The sequence below is a fragment of the Peribacillus sp. NPDC097224 genome, assembly GCF_044761985.1.
Lineage (GTDB): Bacteria > Bacillota > Bacilli > Bacillales > DSM-1321 > Peribacillus.
In genome coordinates this window covers 214,969-236,662 of sequence record NZ_JBIWDK010000002.1, presented here as the reverse complement: position 1 = coordinate 236,662, position 21,694 = coordinate 214,969, and the positions used below count along the sequence as shown (strand labels likewise).

At 36.5% G+C, this 21,694-nt stretch carries 20 protein-coding genes; 17 read left to right on the top strand and 3 right to left on the bottom strand.

Features of this window, described 5'->3' with window-relative positions:
- Window positions 1-107 precede the first annotated feature (107 nt).
- The 8 genes from ACIQXR_RS04720 (at window position 108) to ACIQXR_RS04685 (ending at window position 6,409) form a co-directional block, all read left to right on the top strand.
- Entirely contained in the window at window positions 108-620 is a 513-nt protein-coding gene (locus ACIQXR_RS04720) for a hypothetical protein (protein WP_403079541.1), read from the top strand.
- Window positions 621-931: 311 nt separating this feature from the next.
- Window positions 932-1,420, top strand: coding sequence for a hypothetical protein (locus ACIQXR_RS04715; protein WP_403079540.1), 489 nt, complete (start codon window positions 932-934; stop codon window positions 1,418-1,420).
- Window positions 1,421-2,205: 785 nt separating this feature from the next.
- Window positions 2,206-2,661, top strand: coding sequence for a hypothetical protein (locus ACIQXR_RS04710; protein WP_403079538.1), 456 nt, complete (start codon window positions 2,206-2,208; stop codon window positions 2,659-2,661).
- A gap of 39 nt (window positions 2,662-2,700) precedes the next feature.
- Window positions 2,701-2,880: a hypothetical protein gene (locus ACIQXR_RS04705; RefSeq protein ID WP_403079537.1), complete on the top strand. Its 180-nt coding sequence runs from the start codon at window positions 2,701-2,703 to the stop codon at window positions 2,878-2,880.
- A gap of 111 nt (window positions 2,881-2,991) precedes the next feature.
- Entirely contained in the window at window positions 2,992-3,258 is a 267-nt protein-coding gene (locus ACIQXR_RS04700; RefSeq protein ID WP_403079536.1) for a hypothetical protein, read from the top strand.
- A gap of 13 nt (window positions 3,259-3,271) precedes the next feature.
- Window positions 3,272-3,628 carry a hypothetical protein gene (locus tag ACIQXR_RS04695; RefSeq protein WP_403079534.1) on the top strand — a complete coding sequence of 119 codons (357 nt, stop codon included), beginning with the start codon at window positions 3,272-3,274 and terminating at the stop codon, window positions 3,626-3,628.
- A gap of 932 nt (window positions 3,629-4,560) precedes the next feature.
- Window positions 4,561-5,241 (top strand): hypothetical protein, encoded by a 681-nt coding sequence (locus tag ACIQXR_RS04690; protein WP_403079532.1) that lies wholly within the window; start codon window positions 4,561-4,563, stop codon window positions 5,239-5,241.
- 31 nt (window positions 5,242-5,272) lie between these two features.
- A complete protein-coding gene (locus tag ACIQXR_RS04685; protein ID WP_403079530.1) occupies window positions 5,273-6,409 on the top strand; it encodes an XRE family transcriptional regulator in 1,137 nt (378 codons plus the stop codon).
- A gap of 715 nt (window positions 6,410-7,124) precedes the next feature.
- Here the strand turns inward: ACIQXR_RS04685 and ACIQXR_RS04680 are convergent.
- Complete coding sequence (locus ACIQXR_RS04680) at window positions 7,125-7,247, bottom strand: hypothetical protein (RefSeq protein ID WP_402870783.1); 123 nt, start codon at window positions 7,245-7,247, stop codon at window positions 7,125-7,127.
- A 754-nt stretch (window positions 7,248-8,001) separates the two neighbouring features.
- On the opposite strand from ACIQXR_RS04680, the gene ACIQXR_RS04675 reads away from it, so the two are divergent.
- The 9 genes from ACIQXR_RS04675 to ACIQXR_RS04635 are packed head-to-tail and all read left to right on the top strand — an operon-like array spanning window position 8,002 to window position 19,052.
- Window positions 8,002-8,634 (top strand): hypothetical protein, encoded by a 633-nt coding sequence (locus tag ACIQXR_RS04675; protein WP_402870785.1) that lies wholly within the window; start codon window positions 8,002-8,004, stop codon window positions 8,632-8,634.
- Between the two features lie 12 nt (window positions 8,635-8,646).
- Window positions 8,647-10,209, top strand: a complete 1,563-nt coding sequence (locus ACIQXR_RS04670) for a dynamin family protein (protein ID WP_403079528.1) — start codon at window positions 8,647-8,649, stop codon at window positions 10,207-10,209.
- Window positions 10,124-11,245, top strand: a complete 1,122-nt coding sequence (locus ACIQXR_RS04665) for a hypothetical protein (protein ID WP_402870791.1) — start codon at window positions 10,124-10,126, stop codon at window positions 11,243-11,245. The genes ACIQXR_RS04670 and ACIQXR_RS04665 overlap by 86 nt, the downstream gene beginning before the upstream one ends.
- A gap of 5 nt (window positions 11,246-11,250) precedes the next feature.
- Window positions 11,251-13,383 carry a dynamin family protein gene (locus ACIQXR_RS04660; protein ID WP_403079527.1) on the top strand — a complete coding sequence of 711 codons (2,133 nt, stop codon included), beginning with the start codon at window positions 11,251-11,253 and terminating at the stop codon, window positions 13,381-13,383.
- The gene (locus ACIQXR_RS04655; RefSeq protein WP_402870796.1) at window positions 13,349-14,026 is read left to right on the top strand and encodes a hypothetical protein; all 678 of its coding nucleotides are present in this window, start codon (window positions 13,349-13,351) and stop codon (window positions 14,024-14,026) included. Before ACIQXR_RS04660 ends, ACIQXR_RS04655 begins: the two co-directional genes overlap by 35 nt.
- A 24-nt stretch (window positions 14,027-14,050) precedes the next feature.
- Entirely contained in the window at window positions 14,051-16,846 is a 2,796-nt protein-coding gene (locus ACIQXR_RS04650) for an ATP-binding protein (RefSeq protein ID WP_402870798.1), read from the top strand.
- Entirely contained in the window at window positions 16,830-17,627 is a 798-nt protein-coding gene (locus ACIQXR_RS04645) for a hypothetical protein (protein ID WP_402870800.1), read from the top strand. Before ACIQXR_RS04650 ends, ACIQXR_RS04645 begins: the two co-directional genes overlap by 17 nt.
- A 16-nt stretch (window positions 17,628-17,643) precedes the next feature.
- Window positions 17,644-18,066: a hypothetical protein gene (locus ACIQXR_RS04640; protein ID WP_402870802.1), complete on the top strand. Its 423-nt coding sequence runs from the start codon at window positions 17,644-17,646 to the stop codon at window positions 18,064-18,066.
- A gap of 8 nt (window positions 18,067-18,074) precedes the next feature.
- A complete protein-coding gene (locus ACIQXR_RS04635) occupies window positions 18,075-19,052 on the top strand; it encodes a hypothetical protein (RefSeq protein WP_403079525.1) in 978 nt (325 codons plus the stop codon).
- A gap of 985 nt (window positions 19,053-20,037) precedes the next feature.
- Here the strand turns inward: ACIQXR_RS04635 and ACIQXR_RS04630 are convergent.
- Both ACIQXR_RS04630 and ACIQXR_RS04625 read right to left on the bottom strand, forming a co-directional pair.
- The gene (locus ACIQXR_RS04630; protein WP_402870809.1) at window positions 20,038-21,087 is read right to left on the bottom strand and encodes an Mrp/NBP35 family ATP-binding protein; all 1,050 of its coding nucleotides are present in this window, start codon (window positions 21,085-21,087) and stop codon (window positions 20,038-20,040) included.
- 123 nt (window positions 21,088-21,210) lie between these two features.
- Window positions 21,211-21,684, bottom strand: a complete 474-nt coding sequence (locus ACIQXR_RS04625; protein ID WP_402870812.1) for a helical membrane plugin domain-containing protein — start codon at window positions 21,682-21,684, stop codon at window positions 21,211-21,213.
- Between the last annotated feature and the right edge of the window lie 10 nt (window positions 21,685-21,694).

Here is a 21,694-nt window from a genome sequence, read left to right as displayed (position 1 = left end):
CTACTTTTTCGTAAATATCTGGGTAGGCGACATATAGTCAAACAAAAGACGTAGGTTTTAACATATTGATTAGCCAGATATAAAAAACAGAAAGCGAGGAAATTAACATGCCAAATTGGTGTAGAGGTAACTTAGTAGTAAGAGGAACGAAGGATAATGTAAAAAGATTTTTGCTTGAAAATTTGAAGGAAGATGATTTAGAAATTTTAGAGGATGATAAGAAACTTACCATTCGTTCAAAGGAACTCATTTTTATCGATGGAACAACACGCAATTTTATTGCCGATGATATTGAGTTTAATTTTGCATCCGAAGAAATTATAAAAGAATGCACTATGAATGAATTCATGGCCGCATGGTCAATTGCCCCTGAACCATATATACAAATGTCAAGAGAATATGAAATTGATATTGATTTGTGTGTGGTTGAAATATTTAGGGGATTTACTCAAGAGATAAGAATTCAAAAGGGAGAAATCATTATAGATAAAGTGGAGGAAATAAATCTTGATTTTAGGGGTGGTGATGGTGAAGACCCTACTTCATTTAACGAAGATTTATCTTCTGATGATTGGAAACCTTCTTCTTTAATTGATGACCTTGATGATCTGCCCTTTTAGAACAATATGAAGACTACAATAGGGAGGATTCAGGTAAAAGAGAGGTTTTCATCTATCAATATAAATATCTTTAAAAGATATATTGGGTAAAAAATATTAAAATGACGAAAGAATAGCCCCTCATTTTCCTGTTACCCCTTTCCTTGTGGTTGTATATCTATGATTGGAAAGACAAAATCGCAAAACAAGAAACCAAAAAGTGAAAAATAATCTCGAACGTGGTACGCCATAAAAAGCCTTTATGAGCTTTGCTAATAAAGATATATTATGTTTACTAAAATAATTTCTATTAACGAAGGAGGAAAAATATTATGTTGTCAATTGGTTCAATTATAAATTCATGCAGTAAAGGAGTATTGGTAAGTAAGGAAGCGGTAGGTGACATTAGGAGTACATTTGTATGTGATGAACTTTTTAATATTGCTTGGACTGGATTGGAAAATCCTTGGCTTCAAAGTGCTTATGCAACATTGAACTTGCGAACTGGGGGATTAGAAGGTCATGATGAATTTTCCATGAACAGTGAGACACCATATATGATACTATTTAAAGTCGAATTGGCATCCTTAGCACCAGAAGATATTTTAACTATAGAAGAGATGGATAAATTCGAAGGTTCGGTTCAATTATTTGAACAATTTTGTGAAAATCACTTAATTAATATTAAGCAACGTGCTAAAAGTTATTATCAATCTAATTGGGGTATAATTAGCTGGTATTTTGATTCAGTTATTGAGGAAAACCTGTTTGATTTATACGAAACTCATAAAGTTGCTAAATGTATTGGAATGAAAAATTGATTTAGAGGAGAAAAAAACAAAGAAGCACTTAAACGATTTGGGTGTTTCAAAAGGACTTAGAAAATTTGTTTAAAAGTATGATGAAATTCCATAGGAGTTTCCATATAGCTAATCCAAGCATCTAAATCTATTTTGTTTAACGAAATCTTTTGATTTAGAAAAAAACTTATATTTAACAACGGATTATGATATTTGTAGTGAACCTAAGGTAAGGTGGATTTTCGATTTCCTGAGGATATATTATTGTCGCTTATCATAGGATTAGAAGAAGTACATTTTCTCTTCTTTTTGCTATCTTGAAAAACAGAGAAAAAGCTCTCAGAAACTTAATGAAATAAGTTCTGTGGTTGTAGAATGATGAAAAAAACATTTTAAAATAGTTATGTAAAGAGCTTTCTATTTTTATTTTGTTAGAGTAAAAATAAAGGCTTTCATTCCTTAAATGAAAATAAATCTCTGCATAACTGATAATTATGAGTTGAAAATTGTGAAAGAGAAAACTATAATATAGTTTATCGTATCAAAATATCTATAAAATAAAGCATCTATTTCAATGGGCAAAGGATCTTGTTTAAAAAAAACAAAATCCTTTGCCTATTGTCGTTGATGCTTATTATTTTGCCTAAAAAGCCAAGGGTATTAGATTCGATTCAAATATCCCACACAGAATGGATTGTTAACAAAACATTCTGAGTAAGTGAAACTCATAGTGAAAAGTCAGTTTCAAAGAAACCTGCATCATATTATAAGGAAGATAATCAAATGAAAAATGAAAAGGTGATTTTATGGAAAAGATAAACTATTGTCGAATAGAACGCTATAAAAATTTGAAGGTTGAATTAAAAGATAATATTTGCTTTATTTTCGAGTTTGATCATGAAGAGGATTTCAAAAAGGTTACTCGGAATTTCTTCCAGGAGTTAATATTTAAAGCTCCATATCCAGATTTAGAGGATAAGCTTAATCAATTACTGAGTTGGAATGCGGAATATTATTCAAGTTACTTACCTAACGATATAACACTAATTATACTGTCAGAATGTGATTTTGTTTTTGTAACAGAAGGCTTCCATTATAAAGGAAGGGTTGAAAAAGAAAACTTGAAGCTACTTGGATTTGAAAGCCTATTAGATTTAGAGGCAAAAAAGTATCGATATAAATTACTATTGTCAGCGAAAGATTTGAAAGTTTCGTTGCCTCATGAAGTCTATGTGAGAAATATTTTACTCTTTAAAAAATAATATCGAGGATTATTAACGGGGGGGGGGGGAAGAGAGTATATGGCCTTTGAGAGGAATAAAATTATTATGAATCCAAATCATAGAAAAATGGCTGTGGCTGATATGAGTAGTCCTATACACGGAGAAAATCAAAAGCTACTTGCTTTATTGAAAGAAATGGAGAAAAAGAAGTGTGTAAATATTATAAAGAGAAAGGCGGAAATGTATGAAGGTATTTAAATGATAGAGAATTTAGAGAGAAGTATCAAATGAATTTACACTTTGTAAGTTAGGTAGTTTTTAATTAATTATATTTGTATTCAAACTCTATTGATATGGAGGACTTATTATATGGATGAAAAAATTGCTGTTTTCATTGTCAGAGCAATAATCAGAGACATTTATGGGCGGTATGGCATGGAACAATATTTTAGAAGCACAGAACCACGCCTACTCATGAAAATATATGAAGAGTGGATTCGTGTTGTTTCCGTACAGCTTGAAAAGGCAGGAGTAGTAGAAAAAGTCTATGAACCTTTAAAAGTGGATGAAATGAGCTTCGTGGATGTTATAAACAGGTCTGATTACTACTTAAAAAACGAGGATGAATTGGGATAAGGAGGGGTGAAGAATGAGAAAGGGATTTGAGCAGGATAAAAATAATGAAATTACCAAACTGGCGGAGGAAATTTTATGTTTTGATAACTTGGAAATGGAGCAAAAAGAATTATTAGAGTTCTTAAAGCATATAAAAATCTCTAATAAGGAATTGAAAGACAGAATGGATAAAATAGAAAGCTTAATGAAAGCAAAACAACAAAACCCTAGCCCAGGTAACAACGGAGACATAGTGAGAAAGGGTATAAAATTTAATTCTGGACTAATATTACCTGAGATTGGTATCAGCCATACTACTAGAGCACTTTTTAATGAAAATAATAAAATTATAGAGAAATCAAAAAGAAAACGTACAAGTTGTTTTTTATGAAGTAAGTTTATTTACTAAAGAATTATTAGAAATTAACTTACTGAAAAAGAGCAATTGTGAAGGTGCGTTGAACGCTTAAATATTTTGTTAGATAGAAAGGAAATAGTTTATCTTATTAGGATCCAAGGGGGATGTTTGAGTAAAGATATGTAAACGAGATTAAGAATAAGCTAACAAGCGGTGAACTGTTTAATATCGCATGGAAGAGTTTTGTAAACCCTTGGACTCAAAGTGCTTATGCTACATTACATTTACAAACGGGAGTATTAAAAGGTAAGAAGAATTTTCTATATACACTGGAGCACCACAACTTTTGAAATCATTGATACCAGAAGATATTTTAACTGCGGAAAAGTTATATGAATATGAAAAATTGGGTCATTCACTTGGCCTTTTTTTTGTGAAAGTTATCCAGTGGATATGTGGGGGCAACAGTTCAATTTATCAAAAAACGTTTATAAACATTTAGGTTCCGCATTTGGTAGTGCAAATGAAGTAAGAGCAATCTTAGATGTAATTTACAGGAACTATATTTCTATAGACAGTACATAGAATTAGAAAAGGAATAAAAATATTCTACAAACAAAAGGGATATAAAGAAAAAGATTTTACAGTAAATATGGTCAGGGACTTCATATTGCAAAAGAAAGTTTAAATCTTGACTAATTAAAGTATTATATTTCTGGTTTAATCCCCTTTGTTTTATATGGTGAATATTCAGTTTTTATGGGTGTACTTAAACAAATGTAACTTACAGTGTTTTTGGCTATAAAAATATCTTTATATATTAGAAGGGTTCATATTATTTTATTTGACAATAATAGGTGTAATTAATATAAAACTTCACTTTATTCTATTGATTTAGTTAATACTTGACAAATTAACAAAAAAAGTAAATAATATTGGTATATTATGGTGTGGAAGGTGATGGAGTGAATAAGTTGATAGAAAAGTGTATGCTTACCAATGAACAACGAGCCTTAATTGTTAAAGGGATTCAAAGAGGAATTATGGAATACCAAGATCTTGTTACATCAATGCCTGTAACTAGAACAAAGAAGCATGCACCGCATTTATTATATGACATAGTAAATGAGAGTGTTGCTACAATGATTGAAGATAATCCCCATACACAAATGAAGGTTGGTTCAAGAAGAGCAGGGTTTCACCCATACATAGTGATACATGACACAATTCGAAACATCTTTATTCTTGTATCCAAACTTCAAGGGAAAAAATATATACCTACACCATGTAAATATAGAGGGGAATTCGCTTCAGCCAATGCAATACGTCTAAACGAAATGGGAATATCTATGGATGAAATCTATGGAGATACACCCTATCAAGAATCTCTTTCTTTGGGTATAGAAAACCAACCTTTTGGAATTATAGTTACTTATGATAGCAAGCAAGAATCCTATTACGAAGGAGCTTTAAGACCAGACCAAGAAGACTGGATATACAAAGAGGATATTTCTGATTCAATTAATGTTGATATTGATGTTCTTGTGCCACTCAACTACCACCATCTATTAGATATTCCAACACCATTGAAAACACCATTAGAGGAAGATATTGTAGTAAAGCTAAAAGGAAAGACTACATCTTAGAGAAACTTTTGTTTAGTTAGGGGCAGTAATTATGAACGTAAATCAGGAAACAATTTTTAATCCGAAGAGACTAAGAGAAGCAAGGTTGATAAGAGGTCTGACTATCAAGGGACTTGCTGACATGATTGGTGTATCAAAACAGGCTATTTCTCAATTTGAACTTGGCGAACATATGCCCAAGCAAGAAACGATGATGGCTTTAATTAATACCTTAGGTTTTCCAAAAAGTTATTTTTACAAGGATTTTAAAGAGCAATATGTTGGGAATACATTTTTCCGTGCAAATGCTACTGCTACAAAAAAAAGTAAAGAAATGCAATATAATAAGTCTCACCTTGCAGGATATATATACAGTTATTTGTCTAATTCAATAGAATTTCCTGAGCTGAATTTACCAGATGTATCTCAATTAAACACAAATTGGGATGACAATAATGCAATTGAAGAATTAGCTAAAAGTTTAAGAGAATTTTGGGGGATTGGTGATAACCCTATTGCTAACATTGTCCACTTGTTAGAGAGAAATGGCGTTATGGTATTTTCTGTTGATACCGATACTCAAAAAGTAGATGCATTCTGTCAACATCGAACAGGGAGACCTTTTATTTTTCTTGGAAACGATAAACAATCAGCGTTTAGAAGACAGTTTGATGGCGGACATGAGTTAGGTCACATTCTTATGCACGAAGATATAGACAATCAAGATATACTCAGTAGGGAACAAATAAAAGTTATGGAGAACCAAGCAAATCGTTTTGCCTCAGCACTATTGTTGCCAGCAGAAGCATTTGCTAAAACAGTTACTTCTACTTCATTATTACACTTTATAGAGTTAAAAAAGTATTGGCGAGTTTCCATAGGTGCAATGATATATAGAAGTTACGAACTAAATATAATTGATGAAAGTAGATATACGTCATTACAGAAACAAATGTCCATGAAAAAAATGAGGTCAAAGGAACCTTTAGATGATGTGTTTCCTTTACAGGAACCTGTAGTTCTGAAAAAGAGCGTCTTAATGCTACTTGAAAATGATGTGAAAAATGAGTTACAGCTTATTCAGGAAATAGGAGTACCGCAGGAGTTTATTGAAATCTTATGCAATCTCCCGAAAGGTACTTTAAATTACAAAGAGCCAGAGCCAACAATCAAGTTGGTTAAGAGGTAGACTATAAAAGCCCTCAATTTTGAGGGCTTTTATTTTTAAAATCTTAATAAAAGTCTTGTCTCCGTAAGTAATTTATTCATTCCATGGTCAAATCCATGGTCAAAAATGTATTGATTGCACCAAAAGCCTTATAAATACTGATATTATAATAATTTATAAAGATAGGGGTTCGACTCCCACCGTCTCCACCAATACATATATTGGTGGTTTTTTATTATCATGAACCTCAATAATAAAGGGTTTAGGTGTTTTTGTTTTTCATATAGTGTCATCTAATATCACTTGTAGTAGTTACAATCGTAGTTAAAAATTGAGAAGCTGATGCTTACTCTTTCCGCATACCAGAATAAGCAAGCAAACGAAAAAAAGTGTAGGCTTTGTAGTTGCTTTCTTTTTCGAAGCAAATGAGGAAAGATTTAAGTTATTCACGTGAGTAAAAATTTTTTTCTTCTAAATTGGAATGTTCGTTTAGTATTGTTAGGTACATCAATAATGAGAAAATGAGTTTGTCTGGATATAACCACCTTTTATTACCTCATGCGGATTTTTATAACCATTACTTAGTAAATACAAGATTCTAAGAAGCAATCTATCTCAGTACGAGAAACCAATTGAATGGAGGAAGAGCTGGGTTTGCTTACTTTTAGGCCTTCCAGAAAAAACTTTTTAAAAGTATTAATGCTTACTCCCGCATATTGAACTCCTTTTTTTAGTGTCATCCATTCATTAGTATTAAGTTGTTCTTGAAATTGCTGTATTGCTTGTTTAAGAGCTCACAACAAATCCTTTGATTGATTCCTTCCTCTACACCTACTGGTATGTCTAATTCGATTTCCATAAAATTATCCTCTTATAATAAGTTCTCTTTATCTGGAGTGGTTTTTAAAACAAAAAAGCAACCAGCAGATCTCCCATAAGAAAGGTTTCATATACAAAGCCCCAGAGGTAGCAAAGTGACTACCCTGGGGCTCTTCTTTTTCAACAATAAAATAAATAATAAGACTAGGTACCGTCAGCAAACTTTTACCCTAAATACTTTTTATATTGTAGAAGGGAGTGACCATAGGGGTTCGCTATATTAGCACGAAGCTTTCACACTTAGAAGTACGAGGTCGGTCCTTACACGTAAAGAATAATATTCAAGATTGAACAGAATTAAACCTTTGTTAGGAACCCGTAGCAACCTCAATCGTTCTCTAGTGATTTCTTCTTCTTTCGGAACAGGGATATGCCACGGACCGAAAATGGTGGTCTTTTTGTCATTCATAAAGTCAGTTCACTAAGAACAGCTAAAAGTTGTGGTTGTTTTTTTAGGTTATTCGCTAATCTAAAAATGGTTTTTGCCGATAGTAACACTAGAAATACGTAAAAAATATTTCCTTTTGTAATAACGAGAAATAAACTCAATCTATTAAAATTAATATATTTGGACTCCCATGTTATAACAAGTTTTTCTGTCTTTTAAAGCTCGGAATTTCAGGGTTTCAGCTGATACAAAAGATTCAGATACTCAAGAAAATGCGGCAGTTTTCGATAACTTTAGTCGTTCCATTAATTTTAATTGATTTTTTTATGTAAAAGGGGTTTTAAAGATGGTAACAGCAACAGAGGATGTCTTAAGTAGGATTCATGAAACAAATATTCTCTTAAATTCCAATATGCTTGATGCTCAAGATACAGCAAAGGAAACCAAAAAGGTTTCGCAGGAGGTTCTTGTTAGAATTGACTTGTTGGATAAAGAGACAGAGAAAAACATCAACCAAGCAAAAACAGAACTTACGAAACAATTACAAAATCTGGAGAACGACCTAAACAAGGAAATCAGTGAACTCACGAATAAATCGTTACAGAGAATCAGCAAGGATAATGAAGAGTTGAGGGAAACGACGAAGTTCTCCTATGATGTGATTCAAAAGGATCTTGAAAAACAACAGCAACGTCAGGATCAGCAATTTCAAGCTTTGCAAAATGCATTAGCTAAACAGGCCCGTGAGCAAAAGGAACTCATCTTAGAAATCCAGAAAAATCTATTTACTGAGATAGAAGTGGGTTTTACCAACCAAGAAAAGCTGTTAAGGAACCTTAGCGATTTGAAGAAAACGATTATTAGTCTCAATAAAGGTCAAGTAAAAAAGCTGAATGAGGAGAATCAAAGCCTTAAGAAGTTCCAGAAGAAATGGTATATAACTACGTTTATTGCTATTTTATTAGGCTATTTCTTGTAGGGAGCCAGGCAAATGAAAATAACTATTTCTAAACATGAGATTACGCTAGCAAGACAGGAAATCTTTGAATCGATATCTCCTTATTTTTATCACCACAACCACAAAACGATAATTGGAGATAAGATAGAAAAAGCGATCAATTTATTTCCGGAATATATCTTTAATTTTTTTATAGAGAAAGACCAGGCAAAAATCGAGGCTTTCTTTAATGAACTAAAACATTCACTGAAAGAGGATGTAAGTACGATTCACTTGCATCCCGTATTCAAGCGTTTTGAGAAGGCGTTAAAGGAAGTCTACCCAACAGCTTCCGTGAGCATCGTCGGTCAGCAAGCGGAAACAACCAGAAAACTGCCGATGGATTTGGAATATCAGTTTGCTACTGTGTTCGCGAGTACATTAACTAACGAAATCATCAACACTTGCCATCTCCCGGGACGAATGTATCCCAAATTAAATCAAATCATTCGTGTAAGGCTGCCTTTATATTTTAAACAGCTTTTTCAAAAAGGGAAAACAACGGTCGACCTAAAGGTGGTCGATGGTTCAACAAATGTCTTCTCTGTCAGGGAAGAGCTGGACCAACGCATACCATCGATTCAACGGCTGCTTGAGATTTATCGGCGGTCTTACAATAATATTGACCAAGTGGTGCAAGCGCATTATCAGCTCTACGATGGGAATTTCAATGTTACCTTTATAAGTCCGTTTTCCTTTGGAAAATCGACGTTGATTAACGGACTTCTCGGCGAAAAAATGCTAAATATGGATATCCGCGCTGAGACGGCTATTATTACTAAGGTCGTCAGTGCCGATTCAAACCGGCTTTTTGTGAAGTACGACAATACCCGGATCGTTATGGAGCCGTACGAGGACCTGCCCGAATTAAGAAGGAAACTGCAGGATCTTACTGGTGTAAGAAGTAAGGAAACACCTTCGGAGGTGCAAATCCATCATCATCTGCCGCATCTGCCAGGGATCACGATTATTGATGCGCCTGGGTTAAATTCTCGGCATTCGGATCATAACCAAATTGCATTGGAAGCGTTCCGAATGAGCGATTTGATTCTTTTCATATTTAGTCCTACGCATATTGGCGAGGTTAATTTTTCTAGTCAAATTAAAGAATTTCTAGAACAAATGAAAGAAACTGATAAAAAATACGGTTTTGTTCTGTCTAAACTCGATCTATACAGTGATGACTATGGGGTTATTATGAAGGAGATGAAAATCGTTTTGAAGGATTTGGATTCTAATTATGTCGACGAAGATTTATTTTTTATATCCGGCTATTTTGCTCTTTATGGAAAGCTGCTGGGGAATGAAAAGATGGATCTTCATGAGATCCGCAGGAATCGAGGTCTTTTTATCATTGAGGATGATGAGATTATTATGGGGCGCGGAATTGAAAAACACCATGCCGAATCACTTGTGACATTTAGTCAAATTGAAAGGCTTGAACAATTCATAAGGGAAAGAGGTGAACATTATGCCCCAAACAAACTCAATCTGGATCGTAGAAAATCGGCGGCAACTGGAGTCCCTTCAGCAACTGAGACCACGGCTTCAATATAAAAAGGCAGTTTTAGAAGAAGATTGCGATATTCAGTCTCTACCAAACTATGATATGGTATTTTTTCTGCTTACTCCAAGCCAGGTTGGCAACAAGTTCTTTATTCAAGCGATTGACGAAGTACTTAGAGTTCGTAGAAGTAGTAAAACGATACTTCTAGCAATTGATGATCTATATCGCCTGGACGAGCAAGAGTCCTATAAAGTAATTCTCGAACTAAAGGATTCAATTAAACATCTGATACCGAACCCTACGATACTCACGGTTTCCTCCTATTATGCGGCACTCCACAGGCAATATGAGAGCGGGGAGATTAACCTTGAGGGCATCCGACAAAATAGAGATATTATGATTCCTGCGGCAGACGGTGAGTTTCTGACCGGCCGGCAAATTATAGAGGAAAATCTCGAGCAATTGAAGTCATTGAGCAAGATTGACCAGCTTTATCAGTTGGTTGCCAGTTTGTCCGTAGGCATCCAAGCAGCAGGGATTGATATCACGAAGAAAAACTGGCTCGTACTTGGTCAGGAAAAGACGGGGAAGAGTATCGTCAGCGTGCTGCTTCAAGAATCTTTAGGAGAATCCTTCTATTTTATTGACAAGATTCCTGAAGTAACTGATTTGGCTCAATACTATGAGGGAATGATTCTTGTCGTAGATTTAGAGATTCAAGACAACCTTCTTTATCTTGAAAGCATTTGTTCGAAGTATGTCGATATCGAAAAAGTTATTGTTGTAAATAAACTGGATGAATTCATGTTTTATCACAAGAGCCAGCAGGAGCTGCAAATGGATATCCAAAAGAAGATTAAGAGCATAACAAGCGATCCGGTCTATTATATTTCTGCTTTTTATTATAAGCAATGCCTTCAATTAAAACGAGAGGACATGCAGATCTTTGAGATCATTGAAAATCCTGCGATTGTTTTAGTTGATTCGTTTAATTTTCCAATATCCAAGGGAAAAAGCAAAACCACTCTACCGAAGCTATTATTAAAACAATCGGGTTTTGACCGTTTACTACAACATTGGGAGTGAAATGAATGTTAGAGAGATTTAAAGAAACAAAAAAATTCCTTTTAAACTTTACTAATGAGCTAGACAAATCGAAGAATATAGATCGCACCATACTGGAAAACTCATCCCTAAACCAAGAAATAGACCGCCTTGAAAAAGGTAATTTTAAGATAGCGCTTGTTGCTCCATTCAGCGCAGGAAAATCGACTTTTATTAATTCTATCATTGGTAAAGACCTGTTAAGTATGGATATTCGTGCGGAAACTTCGGTCATTACAAAAATCAGTTACTCGGATCAAATCAAGGTCGAAGTTACTTATTTTGAGAAAAATAAAGTCGAAATGTTTGATACTGATGATTTCGGAAGTCCGCTTACTTATACGACATGTAAAGAAATTCTTAAGAAGATTACAACGGTCCGAGATGAAACAAATGAAGAAAAAATCAAGGAAGTTGTTGTGTATTGTCCGTTAGATATCTGCCGTGACAATGTTGAAATCATTGACACCCCCGGGCTGTTTTCGAGACATGAGAAGCATGAAGCGATTACTAATAACATTATTCCCCAAGTGAACGCTGTTATTTTTATGATTGACCCTGACAGTGTTGGCGAGGAGCATTTTACCGAAAAAATACGGAAATACGTGAATTCAGCTAAGACTTCCAGCTTAGAGGAAGATGGCCGCCATATTTTCTTTGTTATCAATAAAATAGATGTCTTTGATCCAGAGGATATCACGAAGGCTCGCCACGAATTGAGGCAGGTTCTTTCCGGCATTATTATGAAACCGAATATCCACGAGGTTTCTGCTTATTTTGGAATGAAGGGCAAGCAGCTACATACAAAGGATATTGATATTACTGAAGTTCAGAAGGATCGAAAAATTAAAATTCCGGATCCGCTTGATCCGGAATATACGATAGCTGGCCGCCAAATAACGGAAGAAAATGCTACCGATATTATCGCGTTTAGTAAAATTAATGAATTAGAGAAGTCACTCGGTGAGTACCTCCAAAGTAAAAATCAATACTTAATAACTGACGTTATGTCGAGCATTAGAACTGTACTTTCCGGCACCATCAACAAGATGAAATTTGAAATTAGAGAAGTAGAAAAGATGATCACTGAGGATAAAACCGCTTATATCAAGAAGATTGAAGCACTTCAAGAGGAAATCGAATTGTTAAAGGAAGAAACTTTATTTAACGTAAAGACGATTATTAGTAAGAAAATTGTTGGTGGCACTTCTGGCCGTGGCTTAGACGATGAAATTTATGATGAAGTAGGTGGGAACCTAGTCGATGTTGGTAAGGATATAGATAGGGAAATTTTTAAAAAATGGTCAAAAGCCAAAAAAGGAATTACCCGCGATAGCGGTGAAGACGTTGTAAAAGAGGTAATTCTCGATGCCGAGGAATTTCTCGTGTTAAAAATTAAGGAATTAGTCCGCACATCATTCATTTTTGTAAAAAAAGAAATCTCCTCATTAATCAGTGATATTCAGGAGCAGTTGGATATCGTTACAGAGAAGTTAGAGGAAGCAGAATTAAAAAACCTTGGTATAAAAATGGATACGATCAGTAATATGAATGTCGATAACTTAGTTGGTTCGACAATAAATAAAATTGAACGCGAATTCTCTGACATTATTGTCGGTATTGCTAAGGACTGTCAGGAAAAGGTTCAAGGAGCCTATAATTCTTCCATATACGACGTGAAAAAAGAAGGGTTTGTGAACTGGTTTAAAGGTTTGTTTGGCTATGAAGAGTATGAAGAAAGATTTGATCTATATCGCTTTAAGCGTGAGCTTGATCAAATAATCGATGATTTGACTGCAGTGATGCAAGATAAGGTGCTAGAGAGCCAAGTTGAAATTGCGAAACCAATTTTTGATATGTCACAAAAGATTGTTGAGGATATAAAAACGGAATCGTCAAATATCATTATCAATGTCATAAAGGTTAAAGAAAATGTCCTCAAGGAATTGAAGAAGGAAATGTATAAGAATGAGGATGAAAAGCTAACGTCTATCAGTCAGAAGAAGCAAAAAATTTCTAATATGAAAGTCATCAGCCAGCGCTTTGAAGAGAAAGCCTTACAATTTTCAAAGGAGGCGTTTGAGAGTGAACTTCACGAACAAAGCCCAGTCTATCAATAATTATTTAGACAATTATTATAAAAAGTTGCTTAAAGATGGAAGTGCGGTTAGAGATTATCAGACATTAGTGAAACAATTCAATCTCGAAACTACTAAACTATTTAACTATAAATTTGCGATTAAAGAAGAAATCGAGAATGAACTTGTTCAATCGCCTGATTTTAAGAGTTTAGATGATGCAGCTAAACAGCATACCTTGTTTATGTTAGACAAGATTCATCAGGATTTGAGAATTCCGGAGTTTAGAGTTGCGAAACAGGACTGCCTGGAAATCGTGACGGTATCAACAGAAACGAATATTGCTGCTACTCCCAAAAAACAGTCTCAAGCAATTGTTAACATCGGAACAGCAATCGGTGCGGTCGTCGGTTTAGGGGTTGGCTTAATTATTGAAAAAAGCTTTCCTGTTCTTTTTATCGGTGGATTTGGAGGCGCGGCGATTGGTTCGTTTCTTGGGAAAGGAGCGGGCTCCAATGGTATTCCAAACCAACAAGCTGTTCCTGTTTCCACCGAGCCGAAGCAGATGTTCGAAAAAATGAGTCCAGCGAAACTCGAAACGGTTATTCAAGCAAGGAAGACAACAATCAAGAGTCTTTTCAGCCAATACTGTAAGCAATTAGAAGCCGCTGTTAGACAAGTCTAAAAGAGGAAGTGGATTTCAGCTATCATGATTGAAGACATTGTTCAAATAAAAAGAATATCTAAGAGTATCAACGAAGACCGCTTTAGCAGCAATCTCGTTAACAGGGCTGACTATCAGTTTTTCCGCATCAATAAGATCTCAATTTCCGATGAAAATGAAAAAGAGGAAATTCAAACGTTTGTGAATGATAGCATTCGCCGTTTTCTTTTATCGTTAACGAATAGTCTTTCTCCGATTATTTTTCGGATAAAAAGCGGCGGTGCTGACCAATCCGTTTCTGTGTATATCGGAGCAAAGCGGAAGTATGGTCAGTCGCTTGCAGAGAGATTTGGTTCATTTTTTCAGGCGGTTAATTTCTATGAGGTCCATGACCAGGAGGACCAGAACCTCTACCAATCTCAGGCCCTGATTACGGGAATTCCGGCAAAAAATGATACGAAAATCTTTACCTATATTGAGCCATTTATCCGCTATATCCGCGGCAAGGATGTGATGCTGGAGGTTGTCGTGAAGCCAATCAAAAAAGTATCCATCGTTCAACAATTAGATAAAATTGCAGAATGCAGGTCCAGCAATTCTGCTCTGTTGAAAAATACACATCAGGAAAGCGTCGCTGACTCGGATACGTCGTCCACCAATTCCGGGCAGACGATGACGGATGGAAGCAATAATGGCGGAGGTTTGCTTTTATTCAATACCGGCAACTCGCGAAGTGAAGGTTCAACAAGTACCTATACTGATTCTAAGGGCCGGACTGAGACAGTAACGAAAAGTATTGAAAAAGCGGACCATCGGGCATTGGAGCTCGATCAATTATTAGAAAAGTATACGGAACGGCTGGTGCAGGCATTGTCCTCCGGATTATGGAAAACGTCGATTTCTATTTTTACAAAGAACCGTAGCATGCTTGCTGAGGTTTGTGATGTCTATAAATCGAGCTATAGTTCTGAAGCGGTCGAGCCTTATCAAGTGTTTCCATTGAGGAATGTTTATGAGCCGGCAGTCTGGTTCGAAAGGGATGCCGTCGGTCACTCTCTCGATCTTTTTGATGAAGAATCACGCGGCTTTAGCTTTTTAACAGGGGAGGAGCTCTCCTATGTGTTTGATGTCCCGAAAGAGGAGTATAAGGGTTATGAGTTTTCGTTAACGCCGAGGTTTAGCCAAAACCTTCCTTATTCCAAAGGGATTCCGCTTGGCAATATTTATGATGGCGACAAGAAAACACCGTCGCTGTATCATTTACAGCTGAACCAGCTTGTGAAGCACCTGTTGGTAGCAGGGATTACCGGCAGCGGTAAAACAAATACAATTTTTAATTTGCTTAAAAATATTGATGTACCATTTTTAATCATTGAACCGACAAAGAAGGAGTACCGTGGGCTGAGAAAAATTATTCCTGACTTACGGATCTATACCCTCGGAAATGAAGAGGTTTCGCCATTTCGAATCAATCCTTTCTATTTTCCGCCCAACGTCAACATCCAGCAGCATATCGATAATTTGAAAGTGATTTTTAATGCTTCATTTACAATGTATGCGTCGATGCCGAATATTTTGGAGCAATGCTTAACAAATGTTTATATGAAAAAAGGCTGGAGCCTATCAACTTCAAGGAATATTTATCAGGGAGACGGCCTTGCTTCTGAAAAATACTTTCCGACAATTGAAGACCTTTATTACGAGATTGACAGCTATACGAAGGAACTGGGCTATGCTCAGGAGCAGATGCAGAACATTCGTGCTGCCTTGTTAACACGGATAAAAAGCTTAATGATTGGTGGAAAAGGCTTCATGCTTAACACCGTAGAGACGATTGATATTGGTGAGCTTCTTCAATATCCAACCGTCTTGGAGCTGGAAGCAATCGCCGATGATGATGAAAAATCACTGATTATTGGGCTGATTTCGATTTTTATTTATGAATACTTGAAGGCGAAGGAGAGCAATTTTTCAGGAGAATTGAAGCATTTACTTGTCTTTGAAGAGGCCCACCGAATCTTCGCCAATGTTAATCAGCAGGGTGGACAGGAAGATGTGAACATCAAAGGAAAAGCCGTAGAAAGCTTAAGTCATATTCTCTCGGAAATTCGTGCATATGGCGAGGGGATGATTATTGTTGATCAGGTGCCAACGAAGCTTGCTCCTGACGTATTAAAAAATACTAATACGAAAATCATTCACCGCATTGTTTCAAGGGATGATTGTGAATATGTATCGAATTCACTGGGCTTGACCGATGAAAAAGTTGATTTTATCAGTAAGTTAACTAATGGTGCGGCACTTCTTTTTACTGACGGTATGAGTGCACCGGCACATTTGCAGATTCTTCACGGAAAGGAACATATTCCATTCTATAGCGATGTGGATGTTCACCGCTTTAGTCAAGCTTTCAATCTGCAGCTGGAATATTCGAAAAAAATGCATCCGTTAACGGAGATTATTATGCAAAACCTGCTTGGTTATCCGGAGTTGGAGGGAGAAGTTAAAGGATTCTACCGTTTCTTATTGAAGGAAAACTTAATCGGCTTGCAGGATGAGTATCAAGCGACGAAGGAAAAAATCATCCGTTTATCGATTCAGGCAGGGTTTGATATGAATATCGATGTTGAGGAGTTTGTATTTTCTTTCATTAAAGAGGCTTTGACGCGGTTAGTTAAAACGAATGAAAAGATAAAGAAACAAGTTAACAAACTAATCTTTATTGGGAGATATATCGAGGCTTGTCTCGACCTTCTTTCAAAGGATTATCAGGTCCATAAAAAGGAATACGTGTTGATTGCAATGAACCAACAAAAGTTAGGGGATGACTACACTGTTTGAAATTGCGACGATGATTGAGGCTTTAAAAGGTACAATGGAAACAGTAGAGACGGCGGAAGTTGGCAAGCTCGAGCCAGTCAAGGAAATCCCGTTTGATGAAGGTCTTCTGGATGGTTACATCTTGACTGACATAAAGCCTGACCAAGAACTGCAAGAGGTCATTGAAGTTGATCAATATATGTCCGACGATATCGGCTTGAAGGGGAAAAATGCCGAGTTCGGTGATTCTGATTATATCGGTGAAATCCGCAATGAGAATGAGAAAATCAATCAGGTATTATCAAAGGCTGAGGTATCATTGCAAAATGATTCCTCTGACCTGAACTTTCAGCGGGTGTCTGAAAATCTTGAACGGTATAAAGGGACGATTTTTGAGCATGAATTAAAGGACAGTCTCCAGGAAAAATTTGAAAAAGTCGAGGATAAGCAGCAAATTGTTTCAACGGAATGGGGCGAAACGAAGCCGGATGTAATCCTCCGCGATGCACAAGAGGATATGATGATTGGGAGATTGGAGATTAAAAAGGCTGAGGACCTTTATATTGAAGCGAAATGCGGGTCGCCTGAATATATTCGTAATGAAATGGGTCATATCTTAAAACAGGTGGAAGGGCATGAGGGCAACTCCTTGGTCGTTGTGACGAAGGATTATTTAGACCTCAGTCCAGGGGTTCGCGCCGATTTTGAAAAGAAACTAGCCGAAAAAGGCAGTTATATTTATGTGACCGACGTAACGGCATCTGAAATAAGTGTCGGATTATTCAACAGTCTTCGTCTGTAAGGAGAGGTGAACGATTATGAGACAAACCTATTATGGTGTAAATCAGGAAAAATACGACGGGTTAGAAAAGGACATCAGGAAATACAGCCAACTGACAAGAGAAATGTTTAATAAATCGATTGATGCTGAAGAAAAAACAGCGATCCAAAAGCAAAAAGAGGCTTTAAAAGGAGAGATTCAAGATCGCCTGCTCGAGAATGGGACAATTCTTGGGTTTTTAACGCCGGATAAGATAGAGGAACTTTCGGATGCGATTCAAGAAGTGAAGAATGAAGAAATAAAGGGATATTTACAGTCAAATTTTATTTCGAGGGAGAAAATTGAGGACGTTCTAATCACCTTAATGAATCTACCTGCAACCGAGTCTGTGAAGAATGTCATGTTCTTTTTAGAAAAAGCAAAATCAAAGAAGCAAAACATCATTATTTGGATAATGTAGGTGATAAAGTGGATTTTCAAAAATTACGAAGAGATGCGGCTAAATTTCTAGAAGAAAACAAACAAAGAATTCATGATAACCCTCACAGCATCGAATACATCCTGGAGAAAATTGACAATTACATCAACACCTTACGAAACGAGATTAAGAGATTGTTTCCTATAGATGAGAATTTGATGATGGAGATTGAGCAGAAATTACCTAGGCCGGGGGCTGGAGAAATAGACAAACAGAATAAGTTTAATACTATTAAAAGTAAATTAGTATCGGTTTCTAACAAACTTGAAAATGAATTAAAAGCATTTCAACGAAATTTTAGTAGTATTAGTATACTCGGCCCAGATGAAAATGCATTAAGACAATATAAAGCAAATGTTAATAAAGTCTTCCAAAGTGAGATTGATTTCCCATACCAGGATACTAAGTTGCAGGAGATTGTAGGTAAAATTAATAATCAGAGCCGCGAGCTGTATTATTCGAGAGATCTCAAATCTATGATGACCCTGTATCAAAGAATCCGAAGTGAAGACACGATTGATGATTTTAGAAAAAGAGAAGAATGGAAGCTACATTCTAAGGTCGATGAAATCATAAGCACCTATCGCAAGTATTTATCTAATTATATCAATGTTTATCAAGAATACTATCAACGGTTTTCCAATGGGGATTCAGCGATAACGGAAACATTTATGATTAGTGGAAAGGAAGAAACCTCCGGTTTCAATGTTGATGAGGAATTCGAAAGTACGGAAGTCAAACAGGAGACAAATGAAATGATACGGGAAGCAGAACCTGAAACGGTGAGCAAACTAGACGAAGGATTGGAAGAAGTGGGAGCAGTTGAAGCTGGAGTGGTGCATCAAGAGGAGCCGCAATTCATCAAGACCGTTACCATCACCTATAATGACGGCTACACTATCACATTGGACATCCCAACAGACTCTCGGGAGAAGTTGAAAGCAAAACTTGCAAAGATGGTATTTTAGACGGTCGTGTCACAGACTGAACTAATCCTTAAAGAGCAAAAGCTAAAGGGTTACAAATCTTTAAGTGAGGACATTTTTAATACTTAAAAACATTAGATATATATAATTGGTTGATGGATTTAATAATGTTGCCTTAATCCAGTTAATCTACCCAAGACCTGCAGTGACAGAAAATGATATTATCCCTTCTGTGTAGGCAGTATGAAAAAAACATACTGTTGTCATAGGAGGGATTTTTATGATTAAAAAAGGACAAAATAAAGCGGATAAAGGAAATGAAAGAAAGGCAAACAACAACGAATGAAAGAGCAGGTACTTGAAGTCCTTAGATTTAATGAAACTGCTAGTTCTCTTCCTAATGCATTGCTAGCAATCCGAAATGATGCTGACAGTGTACCAGAACAATTCAGAGGAGCAAATAGCGAGCGTAGTTATGAAATACTTAAGGATAAGTTCAACGAGTTTATTGCTAGTCTAATAGACATTAATGTGAATCATTTGGGATCAGTGAACCATTCTTGCTATAACTCCATTCCTTTGCCAAGTCTGGTCGTTTATTTTGTAAACAATTTCCTCTGTTGCTATTTTCCTACTACAATAGGGACAACGATCACTTCTTCTAGGCCGTTTGCAACACTAGCTTTCTTTTGAAGCCCATGTTCACACTGCCACCAAAATACACTTGTAGTCGCTCTAGAATCTTCTTGAGGACAAATTTTATTCTTGGGTAGGGTGCCATTGAGTCGCGACTGGAGGGTGGGTAATTGTAGACTATTTTCTGGTTTGAGAACTAGACCAGATCAATATGGACATCCTGATCCTCGCTCCCGGTGATCGAGTCTTGTTTCCCATTCATGATTTTTTTAGTATCGATAAATCGATATATATTACGCCATTACGAAGATAAAAGGGTCACTTCAGAGGATAAAATCTTGTTTGTGAAGATGAAAAAGAGGCTGACTCCAATTGAGCCAGCCTCTACCTATTAGGATTGATTAACTAAGTCTTCCGCTAATGATGCGAAAGTTTCACCAATGTAGGATTCTTCATCAAAAACGTTGGCGTCGTTGTTTTCTTTACGGTTCGAGAATGGGATGGTCGCGATCACTTCTGTTCCAAGACGTTTCGCAAGCATTTCTCCGCCGCCTTTTCCGAACAGGTAGTTCTTCGATCCATCTTGTTCTTCAAAGTAAGCCATGTTTTCGATTATACCGACGATTTCGTGTTTCGTATGCTTGGCCATTGCACCTGCTCTTGACGCAACAAAAGAGGCGACATTATGTGGTGTAGTTACGATGATTTCTTTACCTTGTGGAATCATGGCAGCGACATCAATCGCTACGTCACCTGTACCAGGAGGTAAGTCAAGCAACATGTAATCTAATTCTCCCCAGTGCGTGTTCACAAGGAAGTTTTTGATCCACTTGTTCAGCATTGGTCCGCGCCACATTACAGGGTTATCATCGGCTGCAAAGAAGCCCATCGACATGACTTTCACACCATGGCTCTCAACCGGGATGACAGTTTGGTCGATCATCGTCGGCTTTTGGGTGATGCCCATCATTGCAGGAACGCTGAATCCGTAAATGTCAGCATCCAGAATACCGACGCGCTTGCCTAGACGTGCTAGTGCAACCGCAAGATTGATTGTCACGGTAGATTTACCGACGCCGCCTTTACCACTTGTGATGGCAATGAACTTCACGCCTGAATCAGGAGCAAGCATCTTTGGCATACCGGTTTCGGTCGTCGCATTGCCTTTTAATACTTTCGTCAATGTTTCCCGTTCTTCTTTGGTCATTGAACCAAATTTCAAGGATACACTTAAAGCACCGATTTTTCTTAAAGAGCTCTCGATATCATCTTGAATCTTAGCTTTTAGTGGACATCCTTGAATGGTAAGGACTACTTCTAGTGAAACATGTCCCTCCATGATTTTAATGTTTCGAACCATATTCAGTTCAACGATACTTCTATTCAATTCCGGATCTTGAACGTGTTTTAAGGCATCTATGACGTTTTCTTTTGTTAGCATTTCATCCGTCCTTTATAGTTATTATTTTAAAAAAGACTCAAAAGAGGCTGATGCCTCTTCTAAGCCTTCATTCTATTTATTGTTTACATTCGACTTGGGGATAGTCTGTTTAAATTATTGTTACTATTTTAGTTCTTTACCCATTCCTTTTAAGAAATGGACGCCGAAACCAATTGCTCGATTAATGTCGGGGTCGTTCAATACTTTTACTAAACTCATCACACCGATTTTTTTATCGGTCTCAATGAATTTGCTACCTTCATCGATGCCGGCAAGTGCGCTGCTAAGAAGCTTTGTCACTTGGTCGGTATCAGCCTTCATCAAGGCTCCAGTTGCACCCATAAGCGTATTGATTAAGTTGGTTACGGGTTCTCTGGTTACTTGTCCAAGAGCGACTTTTGCTATTTGTTCTTTTCCTCTAAGCATAGAAGTGGCGGCATCAAGCACGCCAGAGTCGTTCAGCTCACCGAGGATGTTAAACAGACTGTTTAACACCTCTTCATTATCGGTGACTAGCATTTTTAGTTCTTCGATTTTCTGTAACTTGATATCTTCCTCTGTTATAGGATTATGGATTTCCGTGATAGGAGCTGCCATGATCTTTACC

Bases quoted from the DNA above. Each gene is read 5' to 3' on its own strand.
- ACIQXR_RS04720 (WP_403079541.1), top strand. From the start codon at position 108: ATGCCAAATTGGTGTAGAGGTAACTTAGTAGTAAGAGGAACGAAGGAT.
- ACIQXR_RS04715 (WP_403079540.1), top strand. From the start codon at position 932: ATGTTGTCAATTGGTTCAATTATAAATTCATGCAGTAAAGGAGTATTG.
- ACIQXR_RS04710 (WP_403079538.1), top strand. From the start codon at position 2,206: ATGGAAAAGATAAACTATTGTCGAATAGAACGCTATAAAAATTTGAAG.
- ACIQXR_RS04705 (WP_403079537.1), top strand. From the start codon at position 2,701: ATGGCCTTTGAGAGGAATAAAATTATTATGAATCCAAATCATAGAAAA.
- ACIQXR_RS04700 (WP_403079536.1), top strand. From the start codon at position 2,992: ATGGATGAAAAAATTGCTGTTTTCATTGTCAGAGCAATAATCAGAGAC.
- ACIQXR_RS04695 (WP_403079534.1), top strand. From the start codon at position 3,272: ATGAGAAAGGGATTTGAGCAGGATAAAAATAATGAAATTACCAAACTG.
- ACIQXR_RS04685 (WP_403079530.1), top strand. From the start codon at position 5,273: ATGAACGTAAATCAGGAAACAATTTTTAATCCGAAGAGACTAAGAGAA.
- ACIQXR_RS04680 (WP_402870783.1), bottom strand. From the start codon at position 7,247: ATGGAAATCGAATTAGACATACCAGTAGGTGTAGAGGAAGGAATCAAT.
- ACIQXR_RS04675 (WP_402870785.1), top strand. From the start codon at position 8,002: ATGGTAACAGCAACAGAGGATGTCTTAAGTAGGATTCATGAAACAAAT.
- ACIQXR_RS04670 (WP_403079528.1), top strand. From the start codon at position 8,647: ATGAAAATAACTATTTCTAAACATGAGATTACGCTAGCAAGACAGGAA.
- ACIQXR_RS04665 (WP_402870791.1), top strand. From the start codon at position 10,124: ATGCCCCAAACAAACTCAATCTGGATCGTAGAAAATCGGCGGCAACTG.
- ACIQXR_RS04660 (WP_403079527.1), top strand. From the start codon at position 11,251: ATGTTAGAGAGATTTAAAGAAACAAAAAAATTCCTTTTAAACTTTACT.
- ACIQXR_RS04650 (WP_402870798.1), top strand. From the start codon at position 14,051: ATGATTGAAGACATTGTTCAAATAAAAAGAATATCTAAGAGTATCAAC.
- ACIQXR_RS04645 (WP_402870800.1), top strand. From the start codon at position 16,830: ATGACTACACTGTTTGAAATTGCGACGATGATTGAGGCTTTAAAAGGT.
- ACIQXR_RS04640 (WP_402870802.1), top strand. From the start codon at position 17,644: ATGAGACAAACCTATTATGGTGTAAATCAGGAAAAATACGACGGGTTA.
- ACIQXR_RS04630 (WP_402870809.1), bottom strand. From the start codon at position 21,087: ATGCTAACAAAAGAAAACGTCATAGATGCCTTAAAACACGTTCAAGAT.
- ACIQXR_RS04625 (WP_402870812.1), bottom strand. From the start codon at position 21,684: ATGGCAGCTCCTATCACGGAAATCCATAATCCTATAACAGAGGAAGAT.